Origin of the sequence: Nonomuraea sp. NPDC050680 (assembly GCF_040654555.1) — a bacterium.
In the GTDB taxonomy this organism is placed as follows: domain Bacteria; phylum Actinomycetota; class Actinomycetes; order Streptosporangiales; family Streptosporangiaceae; genus Nonomuraea.
This window is the reverse complement of record NZ_JBFAIF010000035.1, coordinates 16,677-41,400: the sequence shown is the minus strand read 5'-3', so window position 1 is coordinate 41,400 and position 24,724 is coordinate 16,677. Positions and strand designations below refer to the sequence as shown.

General features: G+C 68.5%; 24 protein-coding genes and 3 pseudogenes. 13 read left to right on the top strand and 14 right to left on the bottom strand.

Annotated features, from left to right (window positions below; genetic code table 11):
* Nucleotides 1–84 precede the first annotated feature (84 nt).
* The 4 genes and pseudogenes from AB0H88_RS50070 to AB0H88_RS50055 form a co-directional block, all read left to right on the top strand.
* Nucleotides 85–414, top strand: a pseudogene (locus tag AB0H88_RS50070) (serine hydrolase domain-containing protein); the annotation flags it as partial.
* 158 nt (nt 415–572) lie between these two features.
* Nucleotides 573–1,268: a serine hydrolase domain-containing protein gene (locus AB0H88_RS50065; RefSeq protein WP_357656955.1), complete on the top strand. Its 696-nt coding sequence runs from the start codon at nt 573–575 to the stop codon at nt 1,266–1,268.
* Nucleotides 1,269–1,310: 42 nt separating this feature from the next.
* Nucleotides 1,311–2,105 (top strand): hypothetical protein, encoded by a 795-nt coding sequence (locus tag AB0H88_RS50060; protein ID WP_357656953.1) that lies wholly within the window; start codon nt 1,311–1,313, stop codon nt 2,103–2,105.
* A gap of 52 nt (nt 2,106–2,157) precedes the next feature.
* A complete protein-coding gene (locus tag AB0H88_RS50055; protein ID WP_357656952.1) occupies nt 2,158–3,351 on the top strand; it encodes a serine hydrolase domain-containing protein in 1,194 nt (397 codons plus the stop codon).
* 130 nt (nt 3,352–3,481) lie between these two features.
* Here AB0H88_RS50055 and AB0H88_RS50050 read toward each other — a convergent pair whose 3' ends face one another.
* The 3 genes from AB0H88_RS50050 to AB0H88_RS50040 form a co-directional block, all read right to left on the bottom strand.
* Nucleotides 3,482–3,613 (bottom strand): hypothetical protein, encoded by a 132-nt coding sequence (locus tag AB0H88_RS50050; RefSeq protein ID WP_357656951.1) that lies wholly within the window; start codon nt 3,611–3,613, stop codon nt 3,482–3,484.
* A 2-nt stretch (nt 3,614–3,615) separates the two neighbouring features.
* The gene (locus AB0H88_RS50045) at nt 3,616–4,374 is read right to left on the bottom strand and encodes an SDR family oxidoreductase (protein WP_357656949.1); all 759 of its coding nucleotides are present in this window, start codon (nt 4,372–4,374) and stop codon (nt 3,616–3,618) included.
* 255 nt (nt 4,375–4,629) lie between these two features.
* The gene (locus AB0H88_RS50040) at nt 4,630–5,043 is read right to left on the bottom strand and encodes an ATP-binding protein (RefSeq protein WP_357656948.1); all 414 of its coding nucleotides are present in this window, start codon (nt 5,041–5,043) and stop codon (nt 4,630–4,632) included.
* Between the two features lie 162 nt (nt 5,044–5,205).
* Between AB0H88_RS50040 and AB0H88_RS50035 the strand changes: the two genes are divergently transcribed.
* The 3 genes and pseudogenes from AB0H88_RS50035 to AB0H88_RS50025 form a co-directional block, all read left to right on the top strand.
* On the top strand, nt 5,206–6,024 hold the full coding sequence (locus AB0H88_RS50035; RefSeq protein WP_357656946.1) for a DUF5753 domain-containing protein: 819 nt from the start codon (nt 5,206–5,208) through the stop codon (nt 6,022–6,024).
* On the top strand, nt 6,014–6,223 hold the full coding sequence (locus AB0H88_RS50030; protein ID WP_357656944.1) for a DUF397 domain-containing protein: 210 nt from the start codon (nt 6,014–6,016) through the stop codon (nt 6,221–6,223). The genes AB0H88_RS50035 and AB0H88_RS50030 overlap by 11 nt, the downstream gene beginning before the upstream one ends.
* Before the next feature lie 152 nt (nt 6,224–6,375).
* Nucleotides 6,376–6,745 (top strand): annotated as a pseudogene (locus AB0H88_RS50025) (TniB family NTP-binding protein); the annotation flags it as partial.
* A 446-nt stretch (nt 6,746–7,191) separates the two neighbouring features.
* On the opposite strand, the gene AB0H88_RS50020 reads toward AB0H88_RS50025, so the two are convergent.
* On the bottom strand, nt 7,192–7,893 hold the full coding sequence (locus tag AB0H88_RS50020) for a TetR/AcrR family transcriptional regulator C-terminal domain-containing protein (RefSeq protein WP_357656943.1): 702 nt from the start codon (nt 7,891–7,893) through the stop codon (nt 7,192–7,194).
* 52 nt (nt 7,894–7,945) lie between these two features.
* Between AB0H88_RS50020 and AB0H88_RS50015 the strand changes: the two genes are divergently transcribed.
* Nucleotides 7,946–8,626, top strand: a complete 681-nt coding sequence (locus AB0H88_RS50015; RefSeq protein WP_357656941.1) for a DUF998 domain-containing protein — start codon at nt 7,946–7,948, stop codon at nt 8,624–8,626.
* A gap of 136 nt (nt 8,627–8,762) precedes the next feature.
* Here AB0H88_RS50015 and AB0H88_RS50010 read toward each other — a convergent pair.
* Nucleotides 8,763–8,864: pseudogene (locus AB0H88_RS50010) on the bottom strand (winged helix-turn-helix transcriptional regulator); the annotation flags it as partial.
* Nucleotides 8,865–9,188: 324 nt separating this feature from the next.
* Entirely contained in the window at nt 9,189–10,031 is an 843-nt protein-coding gene (locus AB0H88_RS50005) for a helix-turn-helix transcriptional regulator (RefSeq protein ID WP_357656939.1), read from the bottom strand.
* 101 nt (nt 10,032–10,132) lie between these two features.
* Between AB0H88_RS50005 and AB0H88_RS50000 the strand changes: the two genes are divergently transcribed.
* Nucleotides 10,133–10,828 carry an SDR family NAD(P)-dependent oxidoreductase gene (locus tag AB0H88_RS50000; protein ID WP_357656936.1) on the top strand — a complete coding sequence of 232 codons (696 nt, stop codon included), beginning with the start codon at nt 10,133–10,135 and terminating at the stop codon, nt 10,826–10,828.
* 98 nt (nt 10,829–10,926) lie between these two features.
* Entirely contained in the window at nt 10,927–11,391 is a 465-nt protein-coding gene (locus AB0H88_RS49995; protein ID WP_357656933.1) for a hypothetical protein, read from the top strand.
* Between the two features lie 62 nt (nt 11,392–11,453).
* Here AB0H88_RS49995 and AB0H88_RS49990 read toward each other — a convergent pair whose 3' ends face one another.
* Nucleotides 11,454–12,197, bottom strand: coding sequence for an NAD(P)H-binding protein (locus tag AB0H88_RS49990; RefSeq protein WP_357656932.1), 744 nt, complete (start codon nt 12,195–12,197; stop codon nt 11,454–11,456).
* Nucleotides 12,198–12,281: 84 nt separating this feature from the next.
* Here AB0H88_RS49990 and AB0H88_RS49985 point away from each other — a divergent pair, with 84 nt between their 5' ends.
* On the top strand, nt 12,282–12,755 hold the full coding sequence (locus tag AB0H88_RS49985) for an Rrf2 family transcriptional regulator (RefSeq protein WP_357656930.1): 474 nt from the start codon (nt 12,282–12,284) through the stop codon (nt 12,753–12,755).
* A 75-nt stretch (nt 12,756–12,830) separates the two neighbouring features.
* Here the strand turns inward: AB0H88_RS49985 and AB0H88_RS49980 are convergent, their stop codons facing one another.
* The 4 genes from AB0H88_RS49980 to AB0H88_RS49965 are packed head-to-tail and all read right to left on the bottom strand — an operon-like array spanning nt 12,831 to nt 14,921.
* On the bottom strand, nt 12,831–13,145 hold the full coding sequence (locus tag AB0H88_RS49980; RefSeq protein WP_357656927.1) for a YbaB/EbfC family nucleoid-associated protein: 315 nt from the start codon (nt 13,143–13,145) through the stop codon (nt 12,831–12,833).
* Between the two features lie 3 nt (nt 13,146–13,148).
* Nucleotides 13,149–13,547: a YbaB/EbfC family nucleoid-associated protein gene (locus AB0H88_RS49975; protein WP_357656925.1), complete on the bottom strand. Its 399-nt coding sequence runs from the start codon at nt 13,545–13,547 to the stop codon at nt 13,149–13,151.
* Nucleotides 13,544–14,395, bottom strand: a complete 852-nt coding sequence (locus tag AB0H88_RS49970) for a hypothetical protein (protein WP_357656923.1) — start codon at nt 14,393–14,395, stop codon at nt 13,544–13,546. The genes AB0H88_RS49975 and AB0H88_RS49970 overlap by 4 nt, the downstream gene beginning before the upstream one ends.
* A 13-nt stretch (nt 14,396–14,408) precedes the next feature.
* Entirely contained in the window at nt 14,409–14,921 is a 513-nt protein-coding gene (locus AB0H88_RS49965) for a hypothetical protein (protein ID WP_357656920.1), read from the bottom strand.
* 122 nt (nt 14,922–15,043) lie between these two features.
* On the opposite strand from AB0H88_RS49965, the gene AB0H88_RS49960 reads away from it, so the two are divergent.
* The gene (locus AB0H88_RS49960) at nt 15,044–15,820 is read left to right on the top strand and encodes a phosphotransferase (protein ID WP_357656918.1); all 777 of its coding nucleotides are present in this window, start codon (nt 15,044–15,046) and stop codon (nt 15,818–15,820) included.
* A 178-nt stretch (nt 15,821–15,998) separates the two neighbouring features.
* Entirely contained in the window at nt 15,999–16,790 is a 792-nt protein-coding gene (locus AB0H88_RS49955) for a SigB/SigF/SigG family RNA polymerase sigma factor (RefSeq protein ID WP_357656916.1), read from the top strand.
* Between the two features lie 117 nt (nt 16,791–16,907).
* Here AB0H88_RS49955 and AB0H88_RS49950 read toward each other — a convergent pair whose 3' ends face one another.
* From AB0H88_RS49950 to AB0H88_RS49940, 3 genes are all read right to left on the bottom strand, one after another.
* Nucleotides 16,908–19,298 carry a SpoIIE family protein phosphatase gene (locus tag AB0H88_RS49950; protein ID WP_357656914.1) on the bottom strand — a complete coding sequence of 797 codons (2,391 nt, stop codon included), beginning with the start codon at nt 19,296–19,298 and terminating at the stop codon, nt 16,908–16,910.
* A gap of 45 nt (nt 19,299–19,343) precedes the next feature.
* A complete protein-coding gene (locus AB0H88_RS49945) occupies nt 19,344–23,606 on the bottom strand; it encodes a HAMP domain-containing protein (RefSeq protein ID WP_357656911.1) in 4,263 nt (1,420 codons plus the stop codon).
* A 122-nt stretch (nt 23,607–23,728) separates the two neighbouring features.
* Nucleotides 23,729–24,541 carry an SAM-dependent methyltransferase gene (locus AB0H88_RS49940; RefSeq protein WP_357656909.1) on the bottom strand — a complete coding sequence of 271 codons (813 nt, stop codon included), beginning with the start codon at nt 24,539–24,541 and terminating at the stop codon, nt 23,729–23,731.
* Nucleotides 24,542–24,724: the final 183 nt, after the last annotated feature.

The following is a 24,724-nucleotide window of genomic DNA, read 5'->3' as shown; positions in this document are numbered from 1 at the left end:
CAAAGACGCGCACGTGCCGTTTGAAAGTGGCGCCATACCGGCTAAAAGAGCGTTCTAAGACGCATGTAAGCGCCGGTGAACACCATGGAGGACGTACGGAAGAAACGTCCGAAAGGCAGTGCAATGGCAGCCCACGAGAACGTGCAGCAGGTACTCGACTGGTCGGTGGCCGAGGTCGGCATTCCCGGCATCGTCGCCGAGGTCAAGGACGGCGACCGCACCTGGTTCGGCACCGCTGGCGTGGCCGACATCAAAACCGGCTCCCCGCGCGTGCCGGGCGAGTACTTTCACGCCGGCAGCAGCGGCAAGGCCTTCACGTCCGCGACGCTTCTGGCCCTGGAGGCCGAGGCCAGCCTCAGCCTCGACGACACGGTCAACGCCCACCTGCCCGGTGTGCTGGACGTCAACGGCTACGACGGCGACAAGATCACCATCAGGCACCTGCTCAGCAACACCAGCGGCCTGTTCGCCACCGGCCTGGCCCCGGAGGTCAGCCAGCGTTACGCCACCCGCTCCGGGTTCGACCGGCATCGCTTCGACACCTTCAGCACCGGGAACTGCTGCGGGTGGCGGTGTCCCAGCCGCCGGTCGGTGCGCCCGGCGAACGCTTCGAGTACGCCAACGGCGGCTTCTACATCGCCGGCGCGATCATCGAGAAGGTCACCGGCAACAGCTACGCCGACGAGGTCGACCGCCGGGTCGTCCAGCCGCTCGGCCTGACCCACACCCGCGTGCGCCCCACCACCGAGACCGGTTACCCCAGTCCGCACCCGCGAGGCTACTCCCACCAGTTCCTCAAGGACGGCGCCGACCCGGCCGCGATCACCCCGGAGAACTGGGAATCGCTGATGGAGGAGCCCGGCCTGCCGCCTCTGGACGTCACCGAGCTCAACTCCTCCCTGGGCTACGCGGCCGGCAACGTCGTCTCCACTACGACGGACATGATCCGCTTCTTCAACGCGATGACCACCGGCAGCCTGCTGCCGCCCGCACAGCACCGGCAGATGTGGACCACGGTCTCCACCGAGGGCGGCTACTGGATGCCGTACGCCCGCTACGGCCTGGGCATGTTCGAGTTCGACGAGCAGGCGACCGGCGGCCGGACGCTGCGCGGCGTCGGCGGCAGCTTCTGGGGCACCTATTTCTTCGCGGTCGGCACTCCCGATGGCCGGCACACCGTCGCCGTGCACACCAACACCGAGTGGAAGTCCTGGGACCCCATGTTCAAAGTCATCGAAGCGGAGTTCGGCGTTTCCATCGGTGCGTAAGCACACCGCCCGCCACCGACCCCCGCTGAAAGTGAACCACCAATGGATACCTTTGACACACCGGAGCCGATCGTCGCCGCCTTGTCATTCACCGCGGCCGACATCCGCATCAGCGTGACCCAGCGTACCGACACCACCGTCGAGGTACGGCCGGCCGATCCGGCCGACGCCACCGACGTCGCAGCCGCCGAACGCGCCCGCGTCACCTACGCAGGCGGCCGCCTGACGGTCAAGGACCGCTCGAGCATCCGATCCCTTCCCGGACGCGTCGCAGTGACGGTCGAACTGCCCAACGGCTCGGCGCTCGACATCAGCCTCCGCGACGGGCACCTGAACGGCCAGGGCCGCCTGGGCGAGGTACGGGCCCACGTCTCCCGTGGCCACATCCACCTCGCCCGCACCGGCGAGTCGCGCCTGAGCACCGACTACGGCGACATCACCGTGGCCACGTCCGGGGGCCCGGCTGCCCTCACCACCGCCCACGGCCAGATCAAGGTCGGCGAGAGCATCGGCGCCACCGTGATCGGCAACGGCGCCGGGAACGTCACGGTGGACCGGGCAGAAGACGGCCTGCGCGTGACCGTCGAGCAAGGCGCCGTCAAGGTCGGCGCGATGGCGCGCGGGCGCGCCGATCTGAACGTCGGCGCCGGGACGATCAACGTCGGGATCCCGAACGGCACCGCCGTACTGGCGGACGCCAAGACCGCGCTCGGCAGGGTCCACGACAACCTGGGCGACAACCTGGGCGACGACTCCGAGGTGTCCGACGGCAACACCGTCGAGCTCCACGCCCACGTCACCCAGGGCGACATCCTGCTCCACCGTGTCACCAGCTGACTCACATATTCCCCTACACCAACACTCCACCTGTATGAATGGCGATCTACCCATGACCAAGATCCTCCGCACCACCGCCTGCCTGCTCGCCGCCGCAGTCGCCGTGACCGTAAGCGCGTCGTCGGCGGTGGCCGGCGACCACGCCGACCGCCGCACCGACGACCACGCCCGGCTCCAGCGGGTGCTTGACCGAGCCGTGGCCGACGGCATGCCTGGCGCCATGGCTGAAGTCCGTGACGGCCGCAGGTCATGGTTCGGTACGGCAGGCGTGGCCGACACCGACACCGGCCTCAAGCGCCGCCGGCAGGAGTACTTCCGGGCCGGCAGCATCACCAAGACGTTCGTCGCGGTCGTGGTGTTGAAGCTGGTGGCCGAGGGCCGGCTGAGCCTGGACGACACCGTGGACAAGTGGCTGCCTGGCGTGGTGGAGGGCAACGGCCACGACGGCAGCAAGATCACCATCAGGCAACTGCTCAACCAGACCAGCGGCATCTTCCCCTACACCTCGGATGCGGACCTGGCGACCGAACAGTGGAGCACCGCCTTCCTCAAGGCCCGTTTCAACAGCTACCGTCCCGAGCAACTGGTGAAGACAGCCATGCGTAACCCGCCCTCTTTCGCGCCTGGCAAAGGGTGGGGCTACTCCAACACCAACTTCACGCTCGCCGGAATGATCATCGAGAAGGTCGCCGGCAGGTCCTACGCCGAAGAGATCAACCGGCGCATCATCCGCCCGCTCGGCCTGCGGAAGACGTACCTGCCGGGCGAAGGCACGAAGCTGCGCAGGCCGCACGCACGGCACTACATCAAGTTCCCGGTCGGTGAGGACACCACAACCCCCTACGACCTCACCGACATGAACCCCTCCTGGGCCGGGTCAGCCGGCAGCATCGTCTCGACCATGAACGACCTGCACACCTTCTATCGGGCAGTGCTGAACGGCCGTTTGCTGCCGCCCGCGCTGCAAAAGGAGATGTTCACCACCGTCTCCACCAAGGGCACGCAGTGGATCGACAACACCGCCTACGGGCTCGGAATCTTCTCCCAGAAGCTGTCCTGCGGCGTGACGGTCTGGGGCAACGGTGGCAGGATCCACGGCTCCTGGACCTATGCGATGGGCACCCGAGACGGCAGGCACATGGTCGTCACCAACATCAACGGCGACTGGGGCAACCCGATCAGCATCCTCACCAAGGAAATGGAAGCCGAGATGTGCTCGGCCGAGATCACGATGACCGCTCAATAGCACCGGCTCATCCGGCCTCACGAGCACGAGGCCGGATGAGCTCGCGCACCGCATGCGGCTCGGCGGACACCTTCCCGGCCATGCCGAACCTGGAGCGCGCCGGCAGCAGCCAGGCTGTGAGTCCCGGTGGTCAATGGCCAGGAAATTCCGGCGCGGTCTCGGCGCGGCGGGCGGCGTCCTGGTTGGGATGCTCCGGCGCGCCGGCGACGAACCGCTGGTTGCCCTCCAGCAGCATCGCCAAGGCCTGTACTTGGTCTGCCACCCTTATACCCCCGCTGCCACGGAGAGGCCGCCGTCCACGCGAACCACCGTGCCGGTGAGGTACCCGGCCTCGGGCCGCGTCACGTTCACGATCCACCAGGCGATCTCACCGGGCTGGGCGATGCGACCGAGCGGGATGCGTCCGATGAGTCCCGCGCCCGAGGCGGCGATCTGCTCCTGGGTGAATCCGGCGTGCGCCAGCACGGGTGTGGCGGTGATGCCGGGCGCCACGGACACGACGCGGACGCCCTTGGGCGCGAGCTCGACCGCCCAGGTGGCCGTCAGGAAGTCGAGCGCGACCTTGGTCGATCCGTAGACCGAGTTGTCCGGCCAGCCGTACGAGGGCGGGTTGGAGGACACATTCACGATCGTCCCCTTCGCGGCGGCCAGGTGCGGCAGGGCGGCCTGGGCCAGGAAAAGGGGAGCGAGGAGGTTCGTGGCGATCTGCTCTTCGGCGGTACGGCGATCGATCGTCCCGAGCGCGGCGGGCCGGGTGATCGCGGCATTGTTGACCAGGACATCGATCCGGCCCAGCCGCTCCACCGCCGCCTCGACGATGCGCTCGGGCCCATCGGCTACCGCGCCGTCCGCGACGAACGTACTGATCGAGGGGTACGCGGCAGCGGTCTCCTCCAGACGCGCGGCGGTGCGACCGACGACGAGCACTCGCGCGCCCTCGGCGGCGAACTGGTGAGCCGTGGCACGGCCGATCCCCGTGCCGCCTCCGGTGATGACCACGCCCTTGCCTGCCAGGCCGTCCATAAGTGTCCTCTCTGTCCACAGGTGAGTGACCGCGACGCTAAAGGCTGACCTGGGGGTCAAGGTCAAAAGGGCGGCTCCGTTCCCGGGTTACGACGCGGCGGTCGGCGAAGCCAGTACGACGCGGCGGCTGGGAAAGGCCCCCAGACGGAACGCTGCGGCGGATGCGCGTCTGGGGGCCTTCTCCTCCCTGGGGGGTCAAGGGAGGTTCGCACCCCACGGCAGGTAGAGGCACCGTCGTACCGACCGTGGGGAGGTCTAGCGAGGCAGTAGCGCCCACACGACGCGTTCGCCAGCCGGGCTGCGGTGGGTATCCCACTGGCCGTTGGTGAGGGCGTCTACCACCAGGAGTCCGCGCCCTCCTGTCTCGTTCGGTCGAGGCCGGCGGGCGCGTGGAGTTTCAGCGGAGTTTCCGGGGTCGGTGATGGTCAATCGCCAAAAACCCGATTCGGGGATCAGTTGCATCCGGACCCATATGGCGTTCGCGTGAATGATGGCGTTGGTGAGCAGTTCTGAGGCTATTTCCTGAAGGTCGGGAAGGGCGGGATGGTCCGGGCCCATCCATTCCACGAGTTCTCGGCGGGCCAGCGAGGGAATCCGGCGCGATTCCACCTCGCCCGTCGTCCATACCTTGACACCTGCGTACGGGGGGACTGACACAGCTGCTCGCATGGCCACCTCGGAACGTACAGATCTCTTGTGTTTGTGCGGTTACCTGTCCCAAGCATGGCCATGGTCAATGCGGATGTCTTTCGGAACGGCCCTCCAAAACCTTCACAGCCTGTGCTTGTCTATGTACGTACGGGTGTGCAAGCGGCGGAGAAAGGGTGTGATATGTCGGAAGATGGGAATAAAGCTGCGAGAAACGCCAGCGAGGAATACCAGGCAAGAATGCTGAAGTATCGAACAGCGAAGGATCTCACTCACGCCCGTCTCGCACCGCTCCTTCCCTGCAGCGAGAGCTTGATAGGCGCGGTTGAGCGAGGCACCCGGCTGCCCACCGAACCGTTCACTAGGCAGCTCGAAAAGGCATTGGGGCTGCATGGCGAGCTGCTGGAGCTGCTACCCCCGATCAGGGGCTTGGGTCCGAAGTGGTTCAGGAAATGGCCGGCGGCTGAGCAAGCGGCGCGATTCATCCGGCTCTACGAACTGGCATTGATCCCCGGTCTCCTCCAGACCTCCGACTACGCCAGAGCGATCTTTCAGGGCGAACCGGGGGCCCTACCCGCCGAGGTAGAAGAGGATGTCAAGGTTCGACTCCAACGTCAGGCGATCTTGTCTCGGGTCACTCCGCCTACCCTCTCCGTCATCCTGGATGAGAGCGTCTTGTGGCGGGAGGTCGGCGGACGTGAGGCGATGAGGGCGCAGCTGGCAAATCTGCTTGCTCTGATGGCCCGCCCATGCATTACGGTTCGGGTGATTCCCCTGGTATCGGGGGCTACGGCTGGATTGGTTAGCGCATTCGCGATAGCCGACACTGACGACGGTACGCAGACGGGCTACATCGACAGCGCCGAGAGCGGCGAGGTCACGCACCAGACAGAAATGATCCGGAAGCTGGGCGAGCGATGGGAGGTGCTGTCCGCTCTTGCACAGCCTATCTACGAGACCGAGAAGATCATTCAGAAGGTGATGGAAAGTCATGACCGATAAGGAGTTCGTCACCGCTGTCTGGCGAAAGGCGACGGCCAGCGGTGGCAACGGAGGCAACTGTGTCGAGGTCGCCCCACTGAGCGGTGGACGCGTAGGGGTGCGGCACAGTCGGCATCCGGAAGGGCCTGTTCTGGTCTACACGAAGGCCGAATGGGACGCCTTCCGGGACGGGATGTCCAAGGGAGAATTCGACTTCTAGCAGGCTGGCAGGGGCCTGCCTGGTCGGGTGGGCCCCTTTCACAGGTCCATGACCAAAAGGTCATTCGGAGGGTGATGGAGTCGTTGTCACTTTTCGAAGTCGTGTGCACGGCTGCCCTGGGCCTTCCGGGATCTGTGCAGAGGACTACGAACATCCGGTGCGTCCATAGTCCTGTGCGCTACCGTGCGTGCGCCCGGCCGGTGGCCCGGCTGCCCGCCGCCGAACGGCTGGCCCGGGTACGGGCGGATCGGTGGATCGGCTGCACCCGCGCCACCCAGGCACTGGACCAGCTGCACACGTTGCTGGACTGGCCGGCCAAGCAACGGATGCCGAACCTGCTGGTGATCGGGCCGACCAACAACGGCAAGTCGATGATCCTGGAGAAGTTCCGGCGCCTGCACCCGCCGACCTCGCACCCGGACCGGGAGGAGATCCCGGTGCTGATGGTGCAGATGCCCTCCGACCCACGTGGCCCGCTTCTACACCGCGCTGCTGACCACGCTCGGCGCGGCGCTGCAGCCTGCTTCACATCGGCGGTAAGGCAACGCGCCTCGGCTTAGCCGATGAGGTTCACAGCGCGGCGGAGGGTCGCGGTGGCGGCTTCCAGGTCTGCGAGGACCTTGCGCCAGTCCGGGGTCTTGTCTTCGTCCATGTCGACCCAGTTCTGTTCGCCGAACTCGCGGGTGGTTCTGTCGATGACATGTGACAGCGTTTGCTGGTCTGCTCCAACAGCGATCGTTTTCGCCTAAAAGTGATGTCGTTGAGAAGTGACAGCGCCCGAGGGCTTGCGGTGGGAGCATTGATGTGTTCGGCGGGATGCGGTAGCGCTGGTGCATCCCAAGTCCAAGATCGAGTTGTACGCGGCGATCCGCCGCGATTGTCGAGCGGGGCTGTTCGTCCGGCCGTGTCTGGCAAGCACGGCGTGGGGCTTTGCACCGTAGAAAGGCGCTGGCCTCCGGCGTGTCTCCTCAGCCGAGGCGGGCGGCGATGCCATCGAGGACGTGTTCCAGCCCGGTCTCGAACTGCCATTGCAGGTCATCCTTGCGAGCGCCTTCGTGGACGTAACGTTGGAACGCCGGATAGCGGCCCGTATTCAACAGCCAGGTCATCTGTGCGGAGAGTCCCGCCCGGCTCTCGGCGCCGGTGGTCCAGCCTCGGTCGTCCATCAGTTGCCGGAGACCGATCTCGGCGCCGGTGGCACCGTGCACGTAGGCGGCGACCGTGCGGAAAACGCTCATTGCCGTGTCAACGTCGAGGTCCAGGCTGTGCAGCGCGGCGAGCGCTCGCTCCGTGAGGTCCATCCGGTTGGGCGTCAGCTCATACACCATCTGCGAAGCGGAGAGCCGGGTGAGCCAAGGGTGCCGCAACACCAGGGCGCGAATGCCCATGGCCAGTGCGCGCAAGGTCTCCTGCCAGCCGGCGCCGTCGGGGACATCCACCTCGCCGTAGACGAGGTCGACCATCAACTCCAGGACATCGTCCTTACCCGACACGTGACGGTAGGCGGACATCGGAGCGACGTCCAACTCGGTGGCGAGACGTCGCATCGTGATGGCGTCGAGCCCCTCGGCGTCGGCGATGGCCACCGCCGCCGCTGCGATCCGCTGGGCGGACAGCGCCGGTCGTGCCGCGGTGGCGGTCTCTTCGAGCCGCTCCCAAAGGGATGCCATGCCACTTCCTCTCAGATGGGTACGACGTATTTGATCTGTGTACGATGTACTCATGAGCTTACCTCGTACGCAAACCCTGCTGGCGCTGGGTACGGCCGGTCCGGTCATCTTCATCACGGCCTACCTCGTCAACGGGGCGGCACAGGCCGGCTACAGCTCCTGGCACGACACCATCAGCACGCTCAGCCTGGCCCCCCACGGCTGGCTTCAGATCGCCAACTTCGTGCTCTACGGAGTGCTCACGCTGTGCTTCGCCGAAGGGCTCAGACGCTCAGGCGCCGTCAACACGCGGGGATATGCGCTCCTCGTCACCGCCGGATTGAGCCTCATCCTCATCGGCCCGTTCCGAACGGATCCGATCCTCGGCTTCCCGGCCGGTGAGCCTGTCGTCGTCACCCCGGGCGGCACCGTGCATAACCTCGGCGCCCTGGTGGTGTTCCTGGCGTTTCCAGCCGCCGGATTCGTCACAGCGCGCCGCCCGTTCCGCGGTTGGTCCGCCTTCTCGATCACCAGCAGCGTCTTGTCCCTCGTTGCGGTCGCAGCGTTCTTCGCGACTGTCACGGCGGCTCAAGGCCACGACGGCGGAGACTCGCCGGCCGGCTTCTTCGAGCGGCTGCCGACACTCTTCATCGGACTCTGGCAGGTCGCGTTCGCGGTCCGGGTCCTGACCGGGCGAGCGGTTCACCGCGCACAGCGAACGACCGCGCCCGAAGGTGCGCCGCGGGCGGCATGAGGTCGCGAGCAACATGTTCCGCTTTGCTTGCAGGCAGCCCAGGGCCTCATCGGCGCGACCATCGCCGCCAACCTCGCCCCACCAGGCTCCCCCTTGGCCATGCTTGTCGGCGATCACGCAGCAAGGCCAGGCGTGCATGGCCCACGCGGACCGGTACCGAGGCGGTGACCGCGCGGGTGACCAGTCCGTCGCGCTCCAGCGTCCGCAGGGTCTGGGTGAGCATCTTCTGGCTGACGCCGCCATGCGGTGGGCGAGCTCGCCGTGCCGCGGCCGACGTGCCGGTGCCCGAGCCCGAGCCCGAGCCCGGGCCCGGGCCGGGGCCGGGGCAGGTGCGGGTCGCCGCGTCCGTTGTGCACCCGGTCGACCTGATGGTCCGCTCCGGTCGGTTCCCGGCCGCGCTGCCCACCGGCTGTCAGGGCCGGTGACGGTGCGTAAGGCGTGCAGTTCCTCGCCCGGAGCCGCGTACGCGGGCGGCGGAACGGCCACCAGGCCCGCCAGCAAGATCCTTGAGTAGCCATGCTGCGATCAACGGGTGGCTCAAGACCTTTGGAAAACACGGCCTCTAGCCAGGCGTCATGGTCTGGGTGCCGATGGTGGCGAGCAGGGCGAGTTTGGTCTCTGATTCGCTGCCCGGCTGCGCGGTGTAGATCACGATCCGCAGGTCGCCGTGCTGGCTGGCGAGGATGTCGCAGTCCAGGTCGATCCTGCCCACCGCGGGGTGGTCGACGCTCTTGGTGGTCTGGTGATGGTCGGAGACCAGATGGGCGTCCCACAGGGTGCGGAAGGAGCCGCTGTGTTCGCGGAGTTTCTGGACGAACGCGCGCAGCCGTGGGTCGTCGGGGTAGCGGGCGGCGGTCCGCCGGAGGTCCGCGACCATCGAGCGCTCGAAGGCCGCCCACTCGTCGGGTGTCATGATGATCCGGTGCGGCTGGCCGGTGTAAGCCTGCCAGAGCACATGGCGGTCCTGCTCGTCGAGGGCCGATGGGTCGCCGATCAGCGCCGCCCAGGGCCGGTTCCAGAGGATCAGCGTCCACATCGCGTCGTACACGGCGATCGGGTGATCATCGAGCCGGTTCAGCAGCCTGCGTACGCTCGCCGGGACCAACTGGCCGATCCGCCCGCTGCCGACCGCGTGGCCGGCCAGCAGGAAGAGATGGGTCTGTTCGGCGTCGTCCAGTTGCAGCGCCCGCGCCAGCGCGGCGCACACCTGCGCCGACGGCGTCGAGGCGCGGCCCTGCTCCAGGCGCACGATGTAGTCGGCCGACACGCCCGCCAGCATCGCGAGCTCCTCGCGCCGCAGGCCCCGCGTACGCCGTTGTCCGTTGGCGGGCAGCCCCGCCTGTGCGGGGGCCAGCCGCTCGCGCCAGACCCGCAGGATCGTCGCCAGTTCGCCGTTGCCGCTCACCCCCTCATCGTCGCACCACCTGCCCGCCCGTGCCTGGTACGGACGTTCCCAGGAAGACCCTTCGCTGGTACGAGCTGCGACGACGGTGTGAGGCTGGAGTCATGACAACGACAGTGATCACCGGAGCTAACAAGGGCCTCGGCTTCGAAACCGCCCGCCAACTCGTCGCAGCGGGCCACACCGTCTACATCGGCGCACGGAACGAGGACAACGCCCGGCGGGCGGCGACGGAGCTGGGCGCGTTGCCGCTGCTCATCGACGTCACCGACGAGGCGTCGGTCCAGGCGGCCGCGGACCTCGTGGACAAGGAGCAGGGCGGCCTGGACGTCCTGGTCAACAACGCGGGGATCGCCGGTGGCGCGCCGCCGGCGAGCGAGTTCACCGGGGCGGACCTGGAGGCCGTCCTGAACACCAATGTCGTGGGCGTCGTCCGGGTGACCCACGCGTTCCTGCCGCTGCTGCGGCGCGGCGGGCATGGAGTGGTGGTCAACGTCGGCAGCGGCCTCGGTTCGTTCGCCCGGGTCCACGACCCCGACCGCATCGAATCCCATGTGCCCGCCCTGGCCTATACCGCCTCGAAGGCCGCGCTCGCCATGCTGACCGTCCAGTACGCGAGGGTCTGCCCCGAGCTGCGGGTCAACGTGGTCGACCCCGGCTACACCGCCACCGATCTCAACGGCTTCAGCGGGACGCAGACCGTCGAGGAGGGCGCCGCCCCGATCGTACGAGCCGCGCTGCTGGGCGCCGACGGGCCCACCGGGGTCTTCTTCGACCCCGCCGGAGTGGCACCCTGGTAACGCGGCCGCCGCGACCTCATCGGTGCCGGTGACGCCGATCAACTACCTGAACCGGTCGGGCGGGCAGGTGACGTCTCACCTTTGTGAATCTTCGTCACGTGGCAGTCGTCGTCACCGCGATCTGCGCGGCCACCGTCCTGACCTCATCCTCGGCGAGCAGCCCGCCAATCGTCCTGACGTCGTGCCCGCAACAGTGGGGAGGCCGGCACGCCGGCGGCTGGGTGCCTGCCGCCGGGCAGATCGACGGGGCCGGGCACTACCTCGTACCTGGTAAACCGGTCACCGCGATGATCTGCGCGTACCCGGGCGACAACACCCGCAGGGGCGGCGAGCGGCTGGCCGGATCACGGACCCTGACCGGCGACGCCGAGGCCATGGCCCGCGACCTCGGTTACCTTCCGGTCAGCACGGAGGAGCGTGATGTCATGTGCACGCTGATGGGCGGCCCGATGACCAACTACCTCATCCGGTTCGCCTACCCCGACGTGCGACCAGGGCTGATGAGCGGGATCCGCGGCGTGAGCACGACCGCCGGACGGCAGGTTCTCTGGCGGAAACGCTGAAAACGATGCCCTCCGCGACCAGATCATCCGTCTTGCCCCGCCGGGCTAGCTTGGGACCTGTTCTATCGCTGTTCAGCGAGCCACTCGTCGAAGGTGGTCGGCGCGATGCGGGCGTCCTCACCGGGCAGCAGCGCGTTGCCGGCCGCCGCCGGGCCGAACACCGCCGACCACGTCGGCACGAGCTTCACCGTACGGCCGCGCGCCTCGTTGGTGCGCCGGGCCATGTCCACCAGGTCCTGTGGGTCGGGTCCGGCGACGTCGACGTAACGCCCCTGCGGCTCGCCCACCGCGATCTCGGCGAGGACGTCGGCCACGTCGGCGGGCGCGACCGGCTGTACGAGCAGCGGCGGGATCGTCGCGACACCGTCCTGATCGGTCCAGCTCGTCAGCAGCGCGGCGAAGTCGTGGAACTGCGTGGCCGGGACGATCGTCCACGGCACCGCTCCCTCGGACACGAGGCGCTCCTGTTCCCGCTTGCCGGCGTAGTGGGCGTTGCCCTCGATGCGATGGATGCCGGCGATCGAGAGCAGCACATGGTGACGGACGCCGGCTCGCTCCTCGGCGGCGAGCAGGTTGCGCGTGGCGGTGCCGAAGTAGGCCACCGTCTCGGCCTGGTCGCTCGCCGGTCCGTTGGTGGCGTCGACGACCGCCTCGACGCCGGCCAGCGCGTCGTCGAGCCCGTCACCGGTCACCAGGTCCACGCCCAGTGAGCGGCTGATCCGCGCGACCTCGTGCCCGCCGCGTTCGAGGGCGGCGACGGTGAGGGCTCCGATGTTCCCGGTCGCACCGGCGATCGCGATCCGCATGATGATCTCTCTCCTTCTCTGGCTGACCCGCGAACGCTATCACGGACTAAAAAGGTCCATAATGTCTGCGATAGGCTCGGAGGCGTGAAGCTGCCGGTGAGTACTGAATGGGTTCTGCACTGCGCTACGACGCTGGCGCAGCTCGATGCGGGAGCCAGCGCGTCGGCGGCGCAGCTCGCGCAGTACTACGACCTCCCGGCGCCCTATCTCACCAAGCAGCTGAAGGCGCTTGTCAGGGCCGGCCTGCTGGGCGCGACCACAGGTCCGCGGGGCGGATTCCGGCTCGCGCGGCCCCCTTCCGAGATCACGCTCCTGGGGATCGTGGAGGCCGTCGACGGCACGTCCCCGCCGTACGAGTGCCGTGAGATCCGCCGGCGAGGACGGGGCGCGCTGCCCGCCGAGGATTGCCGCCGCACCTGCGTCCTCGCCGAGAAGATGGCCGACGCGCACGAGGCGTGGCGAGGCAGCCTTGCCGGGGTCACCCTCGCCGACATCCTCGCCGCACTACCCCCTTCGGCGCCGGCCCGCACCCGACTCCTCCTGGCGGGGACGGCGTAGGCCGCCCGCAGGACGGCGAGCCGGCACAGTCTGGAATACCGGCGAGCTCAACAATCTCAAAGCGCAGGTGAAGGGCTAGGCGATCCTGTCCGAAGCGGCGTGCAGACTCCCGAGCAGCGCGTCCCTGGAGGCCGCCGCGGCCTCCTCTGCTGTGGTGATCGCCGCGAGGATGGCGGCGGCCAAGCCAGTCGCGTCCAGTCGCCTCCTGCTCCGCGGGGAGATCTCCAACCGCGTGATGGTGCCGATCGCGTCGGTGACGGCCACAATCCCACCCTCGTCGGCCACGCCGGCGAACTCGGCGGCACTCCACTCCTCCACCCTCGCCTCCGCCTGCTCGGCGGCGGCGATCAACGCCTCCAGCCGCGCCTGCGCCTCCTCCATGCCCTCCATCGCTCACTCTCCTCGCAGCACGTTGCGGATGTGGCCGTCGAGCGGGTCGGCGGCGCCCTCTGCGCCCGCGGTGTCAGGCGCTTGTCCCCCCAGACCCTGGACGACCTGTGTCAGCCGCTCGCCCATCGCGAGGTGGGCCGCGGCGATCGCCTCACAAACGGCCTGGGCGAGCTGGACGTGGTCCAGGCCGCGCAGGCCGCGCGGGTCGATGGACAACCCGCGCAGGCGGCCGGTGCCGGACACTTCGGCGCGGACGACCTCGGACGGGTCGGCGCCCGCCAGCCGTTCCTCCTCCAACTCGCCCAGCGCCCCGGCCAGGGTGCGCGCCCAGCCGTCCGTCTCACGCAGCAGTCCGTCGACATCGTCCTGCCGACCCCCGGCGAACGCCTCGACATGCCTCATGAGGCTTCCTTCGACATGGGAACCCAGTAGTTTTCCAGCTGTGCGGGGTCCGAGATCGCAGGAGTGAGGTGGAGATCGCGTGCCCCCAGCGCCGGGTTGCCGGACCGGTAGAAGGCGCCCCTCAGATCGTTGAGCTTGAGTTCCAGCTTGTTGAGGGCGCCCTCGTAGGAGTTGTACACGTCGGCGAACTGCTTGACCAGATTTCCGGCCGCGCTCATGAACAGGCCGACCTGGGTCATCAGGGCGACCCTCCCCACCGGGTGTGCGCTCATGGCGGCGACGGTGCGCAGTATGGGGGCCGAGGTGGCGTAGAGCCCGAACACCGACAGGTCGTACTCCAGTACCTCTTTGTACTGGCCGTGCATGGTGCCGCTCATCTCGTCAGTGATCTTGCCGAGCTGGCCGTACAAGCCGTTGACGTTGAATCGGACGTACTGCTGGAGCGTATCCCTCGCTTGACCCTTCCAGTTGGGGGAGATGTCATCAAAAAAGGCACGCCACAGGTCGGACCGGCTGCCTTCCAGCAGTCCGGCCATGCTCTTCCACTGCTCACGCCGATCGTAGAACAGGAACGGGTTGCCCAGGTTGAGGGTGGCCGCCACGTCCAGCGCGAGCGCGGCGACGCCGAGCCCCGAAACAGCCATCGCGGCCCTGTTGGACTGGCGCAGCGGATTCAGCTCCGTGATCAGCCGCTTGTAGAAGCCGGGGTCGGTGCGCGGCTTGGGAGCGACTGTGACGGTCCGCTGTACGGTGCCGCTGGCGTTGGAGACATAGAGCTGCTGATTGGCCGTAGGGGTGGTGCTGCCCGGCACGATCAGCTTCGGCGGTTCTCCAGACGGAGTCGACATCGCGAATTTCTCCTCACTCGGCGGTGCTGGCTCGCGCGGCGGCGACGTAGTTGTCTGCGGCTTTGTCAATCTTGCCGCTGTCGGTGCGCAGCACTTCGGAGAGGATGCCCGCGCTGTCCCGCCAGGTGTCGGCGATGGTGTTCAACCGGTTGACGAACATGAGCCCGACAATGGGCACTCCGGCCATGGGGGCCAGATCCCAGCCCTCGAAGCGGGGGGTCTGCTCCTTGACGGTGTCCACACCGGTGGCCGAGTCGTTCATGGTGCCGGCGAACTTCCGCACGTACCCCGCGTCGGTCTCGTAGCCTTTCGCGGGGCCGTCGGTGTCCTCGAGCAGTGGCGCGGACTTGGCCAGTGAGGCCTGCACCGGCTGCGCGCGTAGACGCGACGGGAGGCACACGGGCGGCGGGCACGCGGGGATGTGCGGGCACGGACTTACCAGCGACGGCGAGGGGCCGAGCGTCCCGAACGCCGGCGAGCCCGGGGAGGTGGTCGGCGAAAGGTTGCCGGGCGGTTGACTGGCCATGGATAAGGGTTTATCGGACGACACGGGACATTTTTACCACGATCATGGTAAGAGATGCTCGTCCCCGGCCAGGCAGGAAAACCAGGTGCGGCGGCCGGCGGGCCGGGCGTAGAAACGGCGTCATGGATGAGCAGCCCCTGCCGGGTGGCAGGCATGTCGGCGGCGTACGCATCGGCGATACCGTCCATCGGCCCGCCAACCCGTGGACGCGCACCGTCCACACCGTGCTGGCCCATCTGGAGGCGGCCGGGTTCGAAGGGGCGCCGCGGGTGCTCGGGTTCGACGAGCGGGGGCGCGAGGTGCTGACCTACCTCCAGGGCGACACGATCGGGGAGCGGGCCCCCTGGCCCGCGTGGCCCTGGTCGGACAGCGCGCTCAAGCAGGTCGGGGCCTGGATGCGGCGGCTGCACGACGCGACGGCGACGTTCGTGCCCGAGCCGGACGCGGTCTGGTTCACCGGGCGTCCCTGGCGGCCGGGGCTGGTCATCGGGCACCACGACGCCTCTCCTTACAACGCGGTGTGGCAGGAGGACGACCTGGTCGGCTTCGTCGACTGGGACACCGCCGGGCCGTCCTCGCGGGAGCGCGATCTGGCCTACAGCGCGTTGACCTGGGTTCCGCTGCACGCCCGGCGCGTCGTCACGGAGCAGGGGTTCACGGCGTTCGAGGATCGGTCCCGGCGGCTGCACCTGTTGCTCGACGCCTACGGCTACGAGGGGGACCGTACGGCGTTCCGCTCCGAGGTGGTCGACCGCGCGCGGATGAACGCCGAGGTCATCCGCCGGCTCGCCGAGGGTGGTGAGCCGGTCTACCAGGCGCTACTGCCGTTCGCCGCGAACCTCGAACAGGCCGTGGTCGAGATCGAGGCGCTGTCGGAGGCCTTCTGGAAGCGCGGCTGAGGGGCCGCCCGTGTGATCCGTGACCTTTTTGTGATCTCACAGGCGTGACATCTCCGGAAAATAGGAGATAATGAATACGAAGTCCAGCAGAGGGCTTCGTCTCGTGTTATCGAGGCGTGTCTCTGTCTGGGCTTTTGTCTTTGGACGGGACCGCCTGCAGTAGATATGAGGAGCAGGAATGACCGTCCAGCAGGCTCACGCTCAGCCTCAGGTACTCGTGCTCAGCGAGATGACCGCCGAACAACTCCTGGTCGAAATGGTCAAGCCGGAGACCTCCGAGCTCGACAAGGTACGGATCCGCGAGCGTCTCGTGGCGATGCACGAGTGGCTGGCCAACGACATCACTCGCCGCTACCGCTACCGCGGCGAGCCCATCGAAGACCTGCGCCAGGCCGCCTACGTCGGCCTCATGAAGGCCATCAACGGCTTCGACGCCGAGCTCGGCCACGACTTCCGTGGCTACGCGGTCGTCACCATGACGGGCGAGGTCAAGCGCCACTTCCGGGACCGTACCTGGGCCATCCGGGTGCCGCGCGTCTACCAGGAGCGCCGCTCCGAGCTCAACAAGCTCGTCTCGGACCTCAGCCAGACCCTCGGTCGCGCCCCCACGGTCGCCGAGCTGGCCGAGAAGATGAAGATCTCCCAGGAGGACGTGCTGCTCACGATGGACGCCTCGGCGGCCTACAGCACGCTCTCGCTCGACGCCCCGACGGGTGTCGACGACGACTCCGCGTCCCTCGGTGACGTCATCCCCGAACACGACGAATCGCTCGACTCCCTGGTCGACAAGCACGCCGTCAAGCCGCTCATCGACGCGCTGCCCGTGCGGGAGAAGAAGATCCTGCTGCTGCGCTTCTACGGCAACATGACGCAGGCCGAGATCGCCGCGGAGTTCGGGATCTCGCAGATGCACGTCTCGCGCATCCTGCGCAAGGTCCTCGACGACCTGCGCAAGGGTCTGTCGGACTGAGGTCCGGGGTCACACCGCTTCGGCCGGCGCCACACGGCGCCGGCCGAAGCGTCGTCACTGCAGGCGTCACTGCAGGCGTCACCGCGACGGTCGGGCTGAGGCCCGGCCGAAACGGCGTCACCGCAACTCGACACCGATCAGGCACGTGTCGTCGTCGGTGTCCGAGTTGCAGTGCGTCAGCAGGTGGTCCAGCCGCAGGTCGAGGGTCTGCGCCGGTTGCCCGGCGATGGCGAGCAGGTGGTTCTGGGCGTGCTGCAGAGCCCGGTCCCGGCGTTCGATGAGCCCGTCCGTGTACATCATCAGGGTGTCGCCGGCTTCGAGCTGCAGCTGCCCCTCCTCGTACGACGCCTCCGACACCGCGCCGAGCAGCAGCCCCTGGACCATCGGCAACTCCGACGCGCTCGCCCCCCGGACCAGGAGTGGCGGCAAATGCCCGGCGCGAGCCCAGCGCAGGACCCTGGTCCGCGGGTCGTACAGGCCGCAGATCGCGGTCGCGGTCACGCTGTCGGTGAGGTGGTGGGCGACGAGGTTGAGCCAGGTCAGCAGCTGGCCGGGCCCCGCGCCGGTGGCGGCCAGGCCACGCAGGGCGTTGCGCAGCACGACCATGCCGGTGGCCGCCTGGATGCCGTGTCCGGCCACGTCGCCCACGGACAGGAGCACGTGCTTGGACGGCAGCACGACGGCGTCGTACCAGTCGCCGCCGACCAGGTGCTCCTCCTCGGCGGGCCGGTAGCGGACGGCGATCCGCAGCCCGAAGGCGTCCGTTGTGTCGTGCGTCGGCGGCATGATGGCCCGCTGCAGTTGCAGGGCCAGCCGGTTACGTTCGGCGGTCTGCTGCTCACTGTGGGCGAGCTGGTCGCGGGTCGCGGCCAGCGCCACCTCGGTCCAGTGCTGGGATGAGATGTCCTGATAAGCGCCGCGTACGGCCAGCAACCGGTCATCGGCCCCGAAAACCGGCTCCGCCACCACGCGGATGTGCCGGGCGATCCCGTCGGGCCGCTGGAGCCGGAACGCCGTCGAAGCCGAGCGCCGATGGTGCAGCACGGTGCGCAGGAACCGGCCGATGCCGGTCTCGTCGTCGGGATGAGCGTGCTCGCGCAGCCGTTCGAGGGGGATCGGCTCGTCGGTGGGAGAAAGGCCGTACAGGGCGAAGAGCTGGTCGTTCCAGGTGACCTGGCCGGTGAGCACGTTCTCCTCGAAGCCGCCGATGCGGCCCAGGCGCTGGGCGTGCTGCAGGATGCCGGCCAGCCGCGCGCCTTCGTCCTGCGGCCGCCAGATGAGCAGCACGCAGTCGCCGTGGCGGGTGGCGCTGACGCCGGCCTCGGTGCTCAGCCGCACCTGGTCCACCAAGGTGGTGAGGGTCATGCGCTCGGTACGGAACGGCTCGCCGGTCGCGTGGACGTGCTCGACCTTGGCGAACAGGCCGCCGTTCTCGGCCGCCAGCGGGTACGCCTCCAGCAGCAGCGCCCCGGTGACCCGGTGACGCGGGCGCCCGGCCGGGTCGGCGAACCGGTCGTTGGTGTGCACGATGCGGAAATCGGTCAGTCTGCCGCCGCTGTCGAGGTGCGGACAGAGCACCAGGGCGGGATCGTGCAGCCCGTCGGCCAGGTCGACGAGCTCGGAGAAGGCCGGGTCGGACGATGACGGCCCGGCCGGGCCGCCCGGCGCGAACGTGTCCAGCGTGTGGGCGCACAGATCCGCCAGCGCCTCGATCTGCCGCTCTATCTGCGGCGGTTGCGGCTCCAGATCATGCGGCCAGCCGATCTCCAGGACGCCCAGGATGCGGCCGCCTGTGCCGGCGGGCACCGTCACCCGCCCGCCTTCGGCCGCCTGCCGGTGCCCGATGGTGGGCAAACCGGCCTCGCGCAGGGCCGGGAACCAGACGGTCCGGCGCTCCGAGAGAGCCTGGCGAGCCGGGGTGGCCACGCCGGGAGGGACGTACCGCCACCGCATGGCCTCCTCGGCACTGAGCCCCGCGTAGCCGGCCAGGCTGAGCGAGGCGTCGGGACCGGCGGCCCATACGGCGACCGTCGTCGCGCCGAGCGGCGCCAGCGCGTGCTCCAGGAGCGACTCGGCGACCGCCTGGGTGTCGGTCGCGTCCAGCGCGCCGCTCTCGGCGGCGCGCAGCCGCAGGGAGACGGAGTGGCGGGCACGGTGGTGGTCGGCCACCGCCGAGCGCAGGAACTCACCGGCCGTCTCGCTGATGCGGTCCTGCGCCGCCTGGTCGATGATGACCGAGGCCAGCTCCAGCTGCGACATCCCGGCCTGCTCCGCGAGCGTGGTGAGCTGGCGGGCGGCCTGGGCGGGGCCGCAGCGCAGCCGCTCGACCAGGACGCCCTTGGCCAGCTCGATCAGGGCGCGCCCGTCGGCGGCCAGGTGGGCGTCCTGGATCTCCTTGCGCAGCCGTTCGATCGTGGCGGCCAGCCGGCCGACGTTCGCCTCATCGGCCGCCGCCTCCGCATGGGCGCCTTCCGGAAGTGGGGCGGCAGGCTGCTGTGCTGGTTGCAACGTGGGACTCCTGGGGATGGACACGAGCTTGCCCGGGGGACTGCGCTAGGAGGTCATCCAGCGCTGTATCACCTCGATGAGATGGTCGGAGTCGACCGGCTTGGTGACGTAGTCGCTCGCTCCCGCCGCGAGCGACTTCTCCTGGTCGCCCGGCATGGCCTTAGCCGTCACCGCGATGATGGGCAGGCCGACGTACTGAGGCATGGCCCGGATCGCCTCCGTGGCGGCATAGCCATCCATCTCCGGCATCATCACGTCCATCAGGATGAGGTCGGTCTCCGGGTGGGCGACGAGCGTGTCGATGCCCTTGCGGCCGTTCTCCGCGTGCAGCACGTTCATGCCGTGAATCTCCAGCATGCTGGTGAGCGCGAACAGGTTCCTGGCGTCGTCGTCGACCACCAGCACCGTACGCCCGGCCAGCGTGTCGTCGACCTCCCGCCCGGCGGGCACGCCCACGTTGGCCGGCCGGACCAGGGGGAGCACGTCACTCGGCTGGTCGGCGGTCAGGTGCAGGGCGATGCGCTCGCGCAGCTCGTCGAGGCTGGAGAGCAGCTCCAGCGGCCGGTTGCTGGCGCGGGCCTGAAGGGTCGCCTCCTGCTGCGGGTTGGTGCGCCAGTTGTTGTAGGCCAGGACCGGCACCTGCTGGAGCGCGGGGTCGCCGTCCATGGCCTCCAGCAGGCCGTACGCGGCCATGTCGGGCATGTCGATGTCGAGGACGATGCAGTGGCACGCCTCGGCGGCGAGCGTGGCGGCGGCCTCCTCCGGGCCCGCGGCGGTGACCACCTCGACGGTCCCGTTGAGGTGGGCCAGGTCGCGGGTGTTGGCCAGGTCGGACACGACGCTCTCGGCGACCAGGGACAGCAGCCCGCGCTGCCGCTCCTCGATGACCAGCAGGCGCCGTTGCTGCGGCACCTCGGGCGCTGCGGACAGGCTCGGCCTGGCGGCGGACGGCAGCGGCTTGATGTCAGGGGCGGAGTAGTCCTCGAAGTCGGGGCGCGCGATCGGCAGGTAGAGCGTGAAGACGCTGCCCTGTCCCGGGGTGCTCCGCGCGGTGATGCCGCCGCCGAGCAGGTAGGCGATCTCGCGGCTGATCGACAGGCCCAGCCCGGTGCCGCCGTACTTGCGGCTGGTGGTGCCGTCGGCCTGCTGGAACGCGCCGAAGATCACCTCCAGCTGCTGCTCCGGGATGCCGATGCCGGTGTCGATGACCCGCAGGGCCACCGCCGCGCCGTGCGGGCGCGCGGGAACGGGCAGCTCGGCCGGGCTGGCCGGCTCGATCCGTAGCTCGACGCTGCCCCTCTCGGTGAACTTGACCGCGTTGGAGAGCAGGTTGCGCAGCACCTGGCGCAGCCGCGAGTCGTCGGTGAGCAGCTCGGTCGGTACGCCCGGGGCGGTGGTGATCAGGAATTCCAGGCTCTTCTGCGTGGTCATCGGCCGGAAGGTGGCCTCGACGTAGTCGAGCAGCTGGCGCAGCGACACGCGTTCGGGGTTGATGTCCATCTTGCCGGCCTCGACCTTGGACAGGTCGAGGATGTCGTTGATCAGCTGCAGCAGGTCGGAGCCGGCCGAATGGATGATGCCCGCGTATTCGACCTGCTTGGCCGTGAGGTTGCGGGTGTGGTTCTGGGAGAGCAGCTGGGCCAGGATGAGCAGGGAGTTGAGCGGGGTGCGCAGCTCGTGGCTCATGTTGGCCAGGAACTCACTCTTGTACTTGGAGGCCAGCGAGAGCTGCTGGGCCCGCTCCTCCAGCTCCTGCCTGGCCTGCTCGATCTCCAGGTTCTTGGTCTCGATGTCGCGGTTCTGGGTGGCCAGCAGTGTCGCCTTCTCCTCCAGCTCCGCGTTGGAGCGCTGGAGCTCCTCCTGCTGGTTCTGCAGCTCCGCCGAGCGGGTCTGCAGCTCGACGGTGAGTCGCTGCGACTCCACGAGCAGCTCGTCGGTGCGGGCGTTGGCGACGATGGTGTTGAGGTTGACGCCGATGGTCTCCATCAGCTGGTCGAGGAAGGCGCGGTGGACCGGGGTGAAGGCGTAGACCGAGGCCAGCTCGATGACGCCGAGCACCTGCTCCTCGGCCACGATCGGCAGCACGATCACCGAGACGGGGGCCGTGCGGCCGAGCCCGGAGGAGACGGTGATGTAGTCGGCCGGGATGTCGGTCATGGCGATGGTCTTGTGGGTGCGCGCCGCCTGGCCGACCAGCGCCTCGCCGATGCGGAACCGGATCGGCCGCTCGGGGTCGGCGGCGAAGCCGTACGCGCTGATGAGCCGCAGCTCGGTCTCCCCGGCCAGGAAGAAGGCGCCGTACTGGGCCGAGACCAGGGGCGCCAGCTCGTCCATCACCAGCTCGGCGACCGTGGCCAGGTCGCGATGCCCCTGCATCAGCCCGGACATGCGGGCCAGGTTGGACTTGAGCCAGTCCTGCTCCTCGTTGGCCCGGGTGGTCTCGCGCAGCGACTCCACCATCGAGTTGATGTTGTCCTTGAGGTCGGCGAGCTCTCCTTCCGCGTCCACGGTGATGGAGCGCGTCAGGTCGCCCGAGGTGACCGCGCTGGTCACCGCGGCGATGGCGCGGACCTGGCGGGTGAGGTTGCCGGCCAGCTCGTTGACGTTCTCGGTCAGCCGCTTCCAGGTGCCGGAGACCCCTTCGACCTCGGCCTGGCCGCCCAGCCGCCCTTCGCTGCCGACCTCGCGGGCCACCCTGGTGACCTCCGCGGCGAAGGAGGACAGCTGGTCGACCATCGTGTTGATGGTGGTCTTGAGCTCCAGGATCTCGCCGCGCGCGTCGACGTCGATCTTGCGGGTCAGGTCGCCCCTGGCCACCGCCGTGGTCACCTGGGCGATGCTGCGTACCTGGTTGGTCAGGTTGTCGGCCATCGAGTTGACGTTGTCGGTGAGGTTCTTCCAGGTGCCCGCCACGTTCGGCACCCGGGCCTGGCCGCCGAGCTGGCCTTCGGTGCCGACCTCGCGGGCGACCCGGGTGACCTCGTCGGCGAAGGCGGAGAGGGTGTCGACCATCGTGTTGATGGTCTCGGCGAGCGCGGCGACCTCGCCCTTGGCCTCGACGGTGATCTTCTGCGACAGGTCGCCCTTGGCCACGGCGGTGGCGACCTGGGCGATGCTGCGTACCTGGCTGGTCAGATTGGAGGCCATGACGTTGACGTTGTCGGTCAGGTCCTTCCAGGTGCCCGACACGCCGCGCACCGTGCCCTGGCCGCCCAGGTTGCCCTCGGTGCCGACCTCGCGGGCGACCCTGGTGACCTCGTCGGCGAACGCGGAGAGCTGGTCGACCATCGTGTTGATGGTCTCCTTCAGCTCCAGGATCTCGCCTCGGGCGTCCACCCGGATCTTCTGCGACAGGTCGCCCTTGGCCACGGCGGTGGTGACCTCGGCGATGCTGCGGACCTGGGCGGTGAGGTTGTCGGCCATGACGTTGACCGACTCCGTCAGGTCCTTCCAGGTGCCGGAGACGCCCTTGACGTCGGCCTGCCCGCCGAGCCGTCCGTCGGTGCCGACCTCGCGGGCGACTCTGGTGACCTCGTCGGCGAAGGAGGACAGCTGGTCGACCATGGTGTTGAGGGTGTTCTTGAGCTCCAGGATCTCGCCTCGGGCGGCCACGGTGATCTTCTGCGACAGGTCGCCGCGCGCCACGGCGGTGGCCACCTGCGAGATGTTGCGGACCTGGGCGGTGAGGTTGCCGGCCATGAAGTTCACCGAGTCGGTCAGGTCCCGCCAGGTGCCCGCCACGCCCTTGACGTCGGCCTGGCCGCCCAGCTCGCCCTCGGTGCCGACCTCGCGGGCGACTCTGGTGACCTCGTCGGCGAAGGAGGACAGCTGGTCGACCATGGTGTTGACGGTGTTCTTGAGCTCCAGGATCTCGCCACGGGCGGCCACGGTGATCTTCTGCGACAGGTCGCCGCGGGCCACGGCCGTGGTCACCTGGGCGATGCTGCGTACCTGGTCGGTGAGGTTGCCCGCCATGGCGTTGACGGACTCTGTGAGATCCTTCCAGGTGCCGGACACGGCCGGCACCTCGGCCTGCCCGCCGAGCCGCCCCTCGGTGCCGACCTCGCGGGAGACGCGGGTCACCTCGGAGGTGAACAGCGAGAGCTGATCGACCATGCCGTTGAAGACGGAGGCGATCTCCCCGAGCAGCCCGTCGGCGTCGTCCGGCAGCCGGGTGCCGAAGTCGCCGTCGCGGACCGCGGTCAGGCCGGCCAGCAACTGCCGGAGCTCTGGTTCGCCGACCTCACCGACGTCACGTGTCCGCTTGGGACGTCCGGACGAACGTGAGGCCCCTGTTGCATCGCTCATGTTCACCTGGCTCCGATCCTGCAATCGTCAAAGCTTCACCAGGAGAATAGTCAAGCGTGCGAGTCGATCGCGCTGATCGTCGAGTTGCGGTCAGGCAACTGCCTTAAAGCCCTGGTAGAAGATCAGGATTTGCGGCCAACAGCGCCGTATTGCGACACTTCCTGGCCGCGATATTGGGTCGTCGGCTCGGGACGCCACTTCGGCAGCGACACCATGCCCGGCTCGACCAGTTCCATCCCCTTGTAGAACTCCATGAGCTGCTCGGTCGTGCGGATCGTGATGGGCGTGGCGCCGCTGTCGTTCCAGATGGCCGCGGCGCGGTCCATTTCCGGGCTGCTCACGCTGGAGGCGAGGGTCAGATAGCTGCCAGAAGGCAGCGCCCGCATCAGCTCGGCGACGACCGTGTACGCCTGCTCGTCGTCCGGCACGAACTCCAGCACGCCCAGCAGCATCAGCCCGACCGGCTGGGTGAAGTCCAGCGCCTTGGCCGCGTGTTCCAGGATCGTCGCCGGGTCGCGCAGGTCGGCGTCGATGTAGGTGGTCAGGCCCTCGTCGGTGCCGCGCAGCAGCGCGCGGGCGTGGGCCAGGACGATCGGGTCGTTGTCGACGTACACGATGCGCGCCTCGGGCGCGGCGGCCTGGGCCACCTCGTGGGTGTTGTCGGCAGACGGGATGCCGGTGCCGATGTCGAGGAACTGGCGCACCCCCGCCTCCACGACCAGGTGCCGCACCGCGCGCGCCAGGAACTCCCGCTCGGCGCGGGCGATGATGGCCAGCTCCGGCATGACCTTGAGGATCTGCTCGCCCGTTTCGCGGTCGGCGGCGTAGTGGTCCTTGCCGCCCAGCCAGTAGTCGAAGACACGGGCCGGATGGGCCACTGAGGTGTCTATGCGGCTGAGCTGTTCCATTACGTCGTCGTTCGCGTCCTCGGTCATCAGGGTTCCCCAGGTCGTCGCGGTAGAGGAGGGATCTTTCCCGGCTCAGCCTAGAGGTCATTCCTGGGGCAAATCGCAGGAATCACGACATGTGATCATTTGAATACTTGACATGGATCAAAGGGCACCAGGAAACTCTCCTGCACCACTGGACAGATTGTTCGGTAAACGTTTACAGGGAGC